The sequence below is a fragment of the Planktothrix sp. PCC 11201 genome, from assembly GCF_900009135.1.
Taxonomy (GTDB): Bacteria; Cyanobacteriota; Cyanobacteriia; order Cyanobacteriales; family Microcoleaceae; genus Planktothrix.
Genome location: NZ_LT797697.1, coordinates 23,675 through 31,102 on the forward strand (window position 1 = coordinate 23,675; position 7,428 = coordinate 31,102).

At 43.3% G+C, this 7,428-nt stretch carries 5 protein-coding genes; 2 read left to right on the forward strand and 3 right to left on the reverse strand.

Going from position 1 to position 7,428, the window contains the following annotated elements:
• Positions 1–196: 196 nt before the first annotated feature.
• The 3 genes from PL11201_RS08070 to PL11201_RS08080 form a co-directional block, all read right to left on the reverse strand.
• Positions 197–3,127: a two-partner secretion domain-containing protein gene (locus PL11201_RS08070; RefSeq protein ID WP_079678088.1), complete on the reverse strand. Its 2,931-nt coding sequence runs from the start codon at positions 3,125–3,127 to the stop codon at positions 197–199.
• 257 nt (positions 3,128–3,384) lie between these two features.
• Positions 3,385–4,368, reverse strand: a complete 984-nt coding sequence (locus tag PL11201_RS08075; protein WP_079678089.1) for a cysteine synthase A — start codon at positions 4,366–4,368, stop codon at positions 3,385–3,387.
• 111 nt (positions 4,369–4,479) lie between these two features.
• Positions 4,480–5,118: a peroxiredoxin gene (locus tag PL11201_RS08080; RefSeq protein WP_079678090.1), complete on the reverse strand. Its 639-nt coding sequence runs from the start codon at positions 5,116–5,118 to the stop codon at positions 4,480–4,482.
• A gap of 247 nt (positions 5,119–5,365) precedes the next feature.
• Here PL11201_RS08080 and PL11201_RS08085 point away from each other — a divergent pair, with 247 nt between their 5' ends.
• Together PL11201_RS08085 and PL11201_RS08090 are read left to right on the forward strand one after the other, a co-directional pair.
• The gene (locus PL11201_RS08085) at positions 5,366–6,346 is read left to right on the forward strand and encodes an SDR family oxidoreductase (protein ID WP_079678091.1); all 981 of its coding nucleotides are present in this window, start codon (positions 5,366–5,368) and stop codon (positions 6,344–6,346) included.
• Between the two features lie 135 nt (positions 6,347–6,481).
• Positions 6,482–7,399, forward strand: coding sequence for an NAD(+) kinase (locus PL11201_RS08090; RefSeq protein WP_079678092.1), 918 nt, complete (start codon positions 6,482–6,484; stop codon positions 7,397–7,399).
• Positions 7,400–7,428: the final 29 nt, after the last annotated feature.

Here is a 7,428-nt window from a genome sequence, read left to right on the forward strand (position 1 = left end):
AATAGGACTTAATAAAAGTTAAGAAACTACTGATTATATAATAGATCAGATCCCCCTAAATCCCCCTTAAAAAAGGGGGACTTTGAACTCCAATTCCTCCCTTTCTAATCGAGATTTTGAATCCGGTTCCCCCTTTTCCAAGGGGGGTTAGGGGGGATCTAGGACTCAATAAAAGTTAAGGGACTATTGAGGATTGCTATATTTCAGGACAAGAAGGAACAGGAATAGATGAAGAATTGGGACGGGAATTTGTAATTTCAGCGACTAATTCAACCATACCATTTTCATGAATAATCCAACCTTGTGCTTCTACAATGTTCCTTGACTTTACTGGCGGATTGGGGTAAATTTGTTGATCTGAAAACCGACGATCAACCCAACCTTGATCAGAACTTAGGGGTTCCGTGGTAGGATTTAAGGGTAAACCACCAGTTCCAGTGATAATAAAACTACTGCGTTGGGTATTTCCTGGAAGACACCGTTGATCAATTAATGTTTCTGCATTGACAAACTTTTCCTGTAAATTAATTAATCCAGAAGCGGGATCAACAATGGGAAGATTAAGCTCAACTGTACCGTTAAATTCTGCTCCCAAATCACTCGTTGCTGTAATATCGCTGGTTCTCGGATTTTCTTGTTCTCGATAATTTGTTCCAAAGATTCCTTGAGCATTAATCACAACTCGTCCGCCATTTCCCTGTACTGAATTAGCTGTAATATCACTATTTTCTAAAGCCGTTATTTTTTCCGTATTGATAACAATATTACCGCCACGAGCAGAACCCTGAGCATTTGTTGTAATATTACTGTTATTTCGTAAGCGGATATCTTCGGTTTGAATACCAATGTTACCGAATTCACCTGCATTGGTTTCAGCCGTCAATTTACTATTATCTAATCTAATAGTTGGAGCCAAAATATTTAAGTTTCCAGAAGCCCCTGAACCATTGGACGTAACAGATATTTCTGCTCCATCTTTAAGAATAATACTATCGGCTTGAAGATTTAAACTACCCCCTCCACCGGTTGATTCTTTCTCCGTGTTAGCATAGATAGCACTGGCAGGACTTTGATTATCGCCAATAACAATAGTATTAAAGAAACGTTGGCGTTCAAAAAATGTCGGATCACTACCCGAAAGAAAAATCCCTTCAGTGGCATTAATTGTGATGTTACCCGCTTGACCTTGACCTTTGGCAAAAGTCAACAATTGTCCACCTGTCAACGCTTCAAATCGATCTGTATTAATGACAATATTACCACCATTGCTATTATTAGAAGTCCGAGCATTGACAACAGCACCTTGGGAAATTTGAAACGAGGGAGTGTTAATAACAATATCTCCGGCATCTCCAACTGCTTCAAGTTCAGTTTGAGCAAATAAACCACTACCAGAAAAATCTAATCCAAATCCTGAAACTGAGACAAAATTTTGGGCATTCACAAGAATATTACCCGCCCTTCCTTGTCCATCAGTTCTAGTAATAATCACTGCACCATTTGTAATAGATAAAGATCCTGTGAAAACATTAATATCTCCGGCTGTTCCCACCCCGGTTTTCTTGACGGTACTGAAAAGACCACTTGATAGTCTAAGGTCGTCCTTTTCTATAATGGGTTCTAAACCATCTAAAACAGTTTGATCTCGGACAAAGAGGTTAATATTTCCCCCACGACCCTGCCCTTCTGTACTCCCCGTAATTACTGCACCATTGGTCACAAAAACTGACCCAGCACTCAGACTAATATTGCCACCATCACCAACCGTTTCACTGGTTTCGCTACGACTGTAAACCCCGGTGCTAAAACCGTCCCAACTCGAACCATCAAAGGTTGCCCGGTCACGAATATTCAGGATAATATTACCTGCATTTCCATGACCAAAGGTACTTGCTTGTATTGCTGCACCATTAGTGAGGGTTAAAGTACCTGCGGAGAGAGAAATGTTTCCTCCTTGACCCATTCCATATACTAGATTTAAAGCTGCGCTAGAGTTTTCATTTTCCCTTGCTGCACCATCAAATCTTGCCGTATCACGCACATTAATCTCAATATCCCCTACATTCCCTTTTCCCAAAGTTGCTGCGAAAATTTGGCCTCCATTCAACACCATTAAAGCACCTGTGGAGATTCTGAGGTCGCCACCATTGCCCATGGCATCACCTAGGATCGCATTTGAGATAAAGCTGTCTGGGCCGATGATCGTGACGTTGTTTGTGGCGTTGATGTCTATGTCTCCCGCTTGAGCATCAGGAGAACCCATTCCGGCTGCAATTCCCGCTTTGAGGGTTGAACTTTCTTGTAATGTCAGATTTCCAGTCGTTACAGCAATATCACCCCCCATTTCACCCCGAACAGTAACTTCTGTACCATTGGTCAGCAGAATATCCGCTCGGCTCACTCCACTAGGAAAACTCAAATGGCCCTCTGGACTTAATCCTACAATTCCCGATTCTGCCAGTGCCCCTAATTCAATTCGACCACCGGGGGCCAGTAAAAAGGCATTATCTAACTTGAGTGAGCCTCCGACTAGACTTAACGCTTTTCCTGTCCCGACTCGTAGCCCTCCCTCACCTTCCTCTGTTGATGCTTGAGAAGCTTGGACAACAATACTGGCTGGATCTGAGCCATATTGCAACCCAATGGGAACATTAATCGTCAGCAGGGGTGGAGCTTGGGGATTAGTAGCACTAAATTCGCTACCATCACTAAATAAAAGACTTTCAGCCGTGCTACCTAAAAACGAACCCCCAATCTGAAGGCGAGCGTTGGGGCCAAAAACAATCCCGTTCGGGTTAATTAAAAATAAGTTAGCAATCCCATTGGCTCGAATCAGTCCATCTAGGTTAGAAACCCCTCCACCCGTCACACGAGTAATAATATTTACAATTTCCGTGGAATTATTGAAAAATGCTTCCGTACCCGTTGGTAAGGAAAACTCACCGAAACTATGAAACAGATTGGTTCCCGCAGGTGTTCCGCCGTCGATTTGAAAACGGTTTTGTTCTTGAGTGACGGCAGAATTGATGGGTAAGGTCGCATCAGGGATGACTTGAGCTTGAACGGAGATAGAGGCACTGGTTAGACTGAAGGCAACAAGACCTAATTGCCATTTAGAGGATGTCATGGGTTCAAAAGAGGTAGTCTGGTTGAAATTCTCTTTTTAGTATATCGGGAAACTGAAAAATATTGTTGTTTATCGGGAAGCGATCGCATATTTCTTCAAGCCCTTTATTAATAAATAAATCCACAATATCCCGAAGCATCCAAATATCTGCAAGTACCCAACAGGAGAATCAGAAAACGGGTTTCTTGGTTAAATCTGGGTTATGATACAAAGATTGTTCCAGAAACCCGATTTCAGGCAGTCTCTCGTTAGGTTTTCTAATCTAAATTATTCGGCCAGAGATTTCTTTCCTGCAACCATTGTTGATTAAACAATTTAGATTGATAGCGAGCGCCCCCATCACATAAAACCGTTACAATTGTATGACCTGGCCCCATTTCTTTCGCTAAAGCTACCGCCGCTGCCACATTAATGCCAACGGAACCCCCCATAAACAAACCATCTTTTCTTAATAGTTGATAAACCACCCGCACTGCTTCTTGATCGTCTACTAAAATAGCATCATCAATCGGAACATCCTGCATATTTGCCGTGATTCGACTATTCCCAATACCCTCTGTAATGGAATTACCCTGAAGGCTAATTTCTCCGGTTTTCACATAACTATATAAACCACTGCCCATCGGGTCAGCTACAACGGTTTTAATCTGAGGATTTTTCTCTTTTAAAAACAGCGAAACCCCCGCAAACGTTCCTCCGGTTCCGGTGGCAGCCACCCAAGCATCAACTTTACCATCGGTTTGTTGCCAAATTTCTGGCCCCGTTGTCTCATAATGGGCAATCCGATTGGCTAAATTATCAAATTGATTTGCCCACACGGCATTTTCCATTTCTGAAGCCAAACGTCCCGATAATTTAACATAATTATTGGGGTCTTTATAAGGAACAGCCGGAACCGGACGAACTTCTGCCCCTAATGTTCTTAATGCTTCCATTTTCTCAGGAGATTGAGTATCGGGAATAATAATTAAACATTTGTAACCCTTAGCATTACAAATATGAGCTAATCCAATCCCAGTATTGCCTGCGGTTCCTTCTACAACGGTTCCACCGGGTTTAAGTAATCCTTTTGCTTCTGCATCTTTAATAATATATAAAGCCGCCCGATCTTTCACAGACCCGCCGGGATTTAAAAATTCTGCTTTCCCTAAAATTTCGCAGCCAGTTTCATCGCTGAAACTATTTAATCGAATTAAAGGTGTATTACCAATTGTGCCAACAAAACCGTTTTTGATGTCCATGAGCAACGTCCTAGTTAAAATTTAGTAATGGGTTTCTTTTATTTTAAAGATTAACAGGACTAATGCAAAAAACCCGGCTTGGTAAAACCGGGTTTTTTGTTGAAGATGGTTTTATTTATTGGGTTGAGGAGTCAGACGTAAATAGGGTTTAACTTCTTGATAACCTTTGGGGAACTTCTCTTTTAAGACTTCTGGGTCTTTCAGGGAAGGGACAATTACACAATCTCCCCCATCCTTCCAGTCGGCGGGAGTAGCAACGCTGTAGTGGTCAGTTAGTTGGAGAGAATCAATCACCCGCAGAATTTCATCAAAGTTGCGTCCGGTGCTGGGGGGATAGGTGAAGCTCAGACGCAGTTTTTTGTTAGGGTCAATGATGAAGACACTCCGCACGGTCAGGGTGGCATTAGCGTTGGGATGAATCATGTCGTACAATTCGGATACTTTGCGATCGCCATCCGCTAAAATGGGGTAATTAACAATCGTATTTTGGGTTTCGTTAATATCTTGAATCCAACCTTTATGGGATTCGGTATCATCTACACTCAAAGCAATAACTTTAACGTTGCGTTTGTCGAATTCGGGTTTTAGCTTAGCAACAGTTCCCAATTCCGTTGTACAAACGGGAGTATAATCGGCAGGGTGAGAAAATAACACCACCCAGCTATCCCCAGCCCAATCATAAAAGCTGATATCGCCTTCAGAAGACGCTTGAGTAAAGTTAGGGACGGTATCCCCAAGTCGAAGTGTCATAGTTAATATCCTGTAAGTTCAATGAAAACCTGTGTTCTTATTATACTCCAGTTTTCCCATCGGATTCAAGGGATTCTATACAAAAAGCGTTTCAAGACTTGAAAAAATCACGATTTAGGGGTAAGGATTTGATCATATTATGAAAGGATCTACAGGGTCAACCCTCAAAAATTTGTAAAGTTTTGTAAAAAAATGAGAGAATATTTGATAGCATACTTAACAAACTTTAATCTTCAGACTCATATTCATGACTTTATTAATTGTTGGTGGGACTGGCACATTGGGGAGACAGGTGGTGCGTCGCGCCATTGATGAGGGTTATACCGTGCGCTGTTTAGCACGCAGTTACCGCAAAGCCGCATTTTTAAAAGAATGGGGGGCCGAACTCGTTCCTGGGGATTTATGTGACCCCGAAACTTTAAAATCTGCCCTAGAAGGAGTAACGGCCGTCATCGACGCAGCCACGGCCCGTCCTACGGATTCCCTCGGGATTAAACAAATAGACTGGAAAGGGAAAGTTTCTCTGATTCAAGCTGCCAAGGAAGCGGGAGTGGAAAGGTTTATCTTTTTTTCCTTTTTAGATGCCGAGAAATATCCTCAAGTCCCATTATTAGAAATCAAGCGCTGTACCGAACTATTTTTAGCCGAGTCCGGTTTAAATTACACCATTTTAAAGCCCTGTGGATTTTTTCAAGGGTTAATTAGTCAATATGCCATTCCAATTTTGGATAAACAAGCGGTTTTGGTACCCGGGTTAAGTTCTGCCGTTGCCTATATGGACACCATCGATGTCGCTAAATTTGCGGTTAAGGCCCTATCCGTTGCTGAAACTGAGAATAGAAGTTTTCCCATCGTCGGTTCCAAAGCCTGGACAGCCGAGGAAATTATTCGTTTGTGTGAACGGCTTTCGGGTAAAGAAGCTAAAATTACCCGCACCCCCACCCAAGTCCTGCGTCTATTCCGTCAGATCACGCGCTGGTTTCAGTGGAGTTGGAATGTCTCTGACCGTCTAGCCTTTGCCGAGGTTTTAGCCAATGGTCAATCCCTGCAAGCCTCAATGGATGAAACCTATCAAGTTTTTGGCATCGACCCCAAGGAAATCAGCACCTTAGAAACCTATATGCAGGAATACTTTAGTCGAATTATGAAAAAACTGAAAGAACTCGAATATGAACAGGAAAAACTGAAAAAACGCAAAAAAAGAAGCAATCCCTTCAAGCCCCTCTAACTGAATGCAATCGCCCAAAGACAGAGTATGCTTTAACTATAGCTAAATTTTTGTGTCTGCTCAGAATTGGGATGGAAATTCCAGTTCTGAGATAGACCCTGACTCTGTTTAAACTCAATTTTAAGAAGACGTCGCGTGCCAAAAGTAGGGATTATTTATAATGACTCCAAACCCACCGCTTGTCGTGCTGCTACCGAGATCAAAGATAAGCTGACAGGGCAAGGATTCAAGGTTTGTACTGCACCCGGAACCGGGGGGATATTAGGCTATTCCATGGGGCCAAATCCTTTACATCGGATTCCTATAGATCAACTTGCCCCTCCTGATTTTGATCGGGAGATGATGTTTACTATTGTTCTGGGTGGGGATGGTACGGTTCTCTCGGCCTCTCGTCAACTGGCACCCCATGGAATTCCTCTGTTGGCGGTGAATACGGGTCACATGGGGTTTTTAACCGAAACCTACCTGAATCAACTGCCTGCGGTCTTGGAACAAGTGATCGACGGCAACTATATTGTTGAAAACCGTACCATGATTGCGGTGGAGGTGTGTCAGTCAGAGCAAGTGCTATGGGAAGCGCTGTGTCTGAATGAAATGGTGTTACACCGGGAACCCATGACCTGTATGTGTCATTTTGAAATTAAAATTGGTCGTCATGCTCCGGTGGATATTGCCGCTGATGGGGTGATTATTTCCACTCCCACGGGTTCAACAGCCTATTCTTTGTCAGCAGGGGGGGCGGTGGTGACTCCCGGGGTGGAAGTGTTACAGTTACTGCCCATCTGTCCCCATTCTTTGGCTTCTCGGGCTTTGATTTATGGGGAAAAAGAACCCGTGATCATTTATCCGGCGAGTCCGAATCAGTTGGTGATGGTGGTGGATGGAAATGGCGGTTGTTATGTCCTTCCAGACTATCAAGTGAGGGTTCAGCGATCGCCCTATCATGCCAAATTTATTAGGCTTCAACCCCCGGAATTTTTTCAAGTTCTCCGAGAAAAATTGGGCTGGGGACTGCCACATATTGCCAAACCGACTTCTGTGGAGTTGCCGTAGGTAGGGGGTAGGGGAGGCGGGGGGAGCGG

Bases quoted from the DNA above. Each gene is read 5' to 3' on its own strand.
- PL11201_RS08075 (WP_079678089.1), bottom strand. From the start codon at position 4,368: ATGGACATCAAAAACGGTTTTGTTGGCACAATTGGTAATACACCTTTA.
- PL11201_RS08070 (WP_079678088.1), bottom strand. From the start codon at position 3,127: ATGACATCCTCTAAATGGCAATTAGGTCTTGTTGCCTTCAGTCTAACC.
- PL11201_RS08085 (WP_079678091.1), top strand. From the start codon at position 5,366: ATGACTTTATTAATTGTTGGTGGGACTGGCACATTGGGGAGACAGGTG.
- PL11201_RS08080 (WP_079678090.1), bottom strand. From the start codon at position 5,118: ATGACACTTCGACTTGGGGATACCGTCCCTAACTTTACTCAAGCGTCT.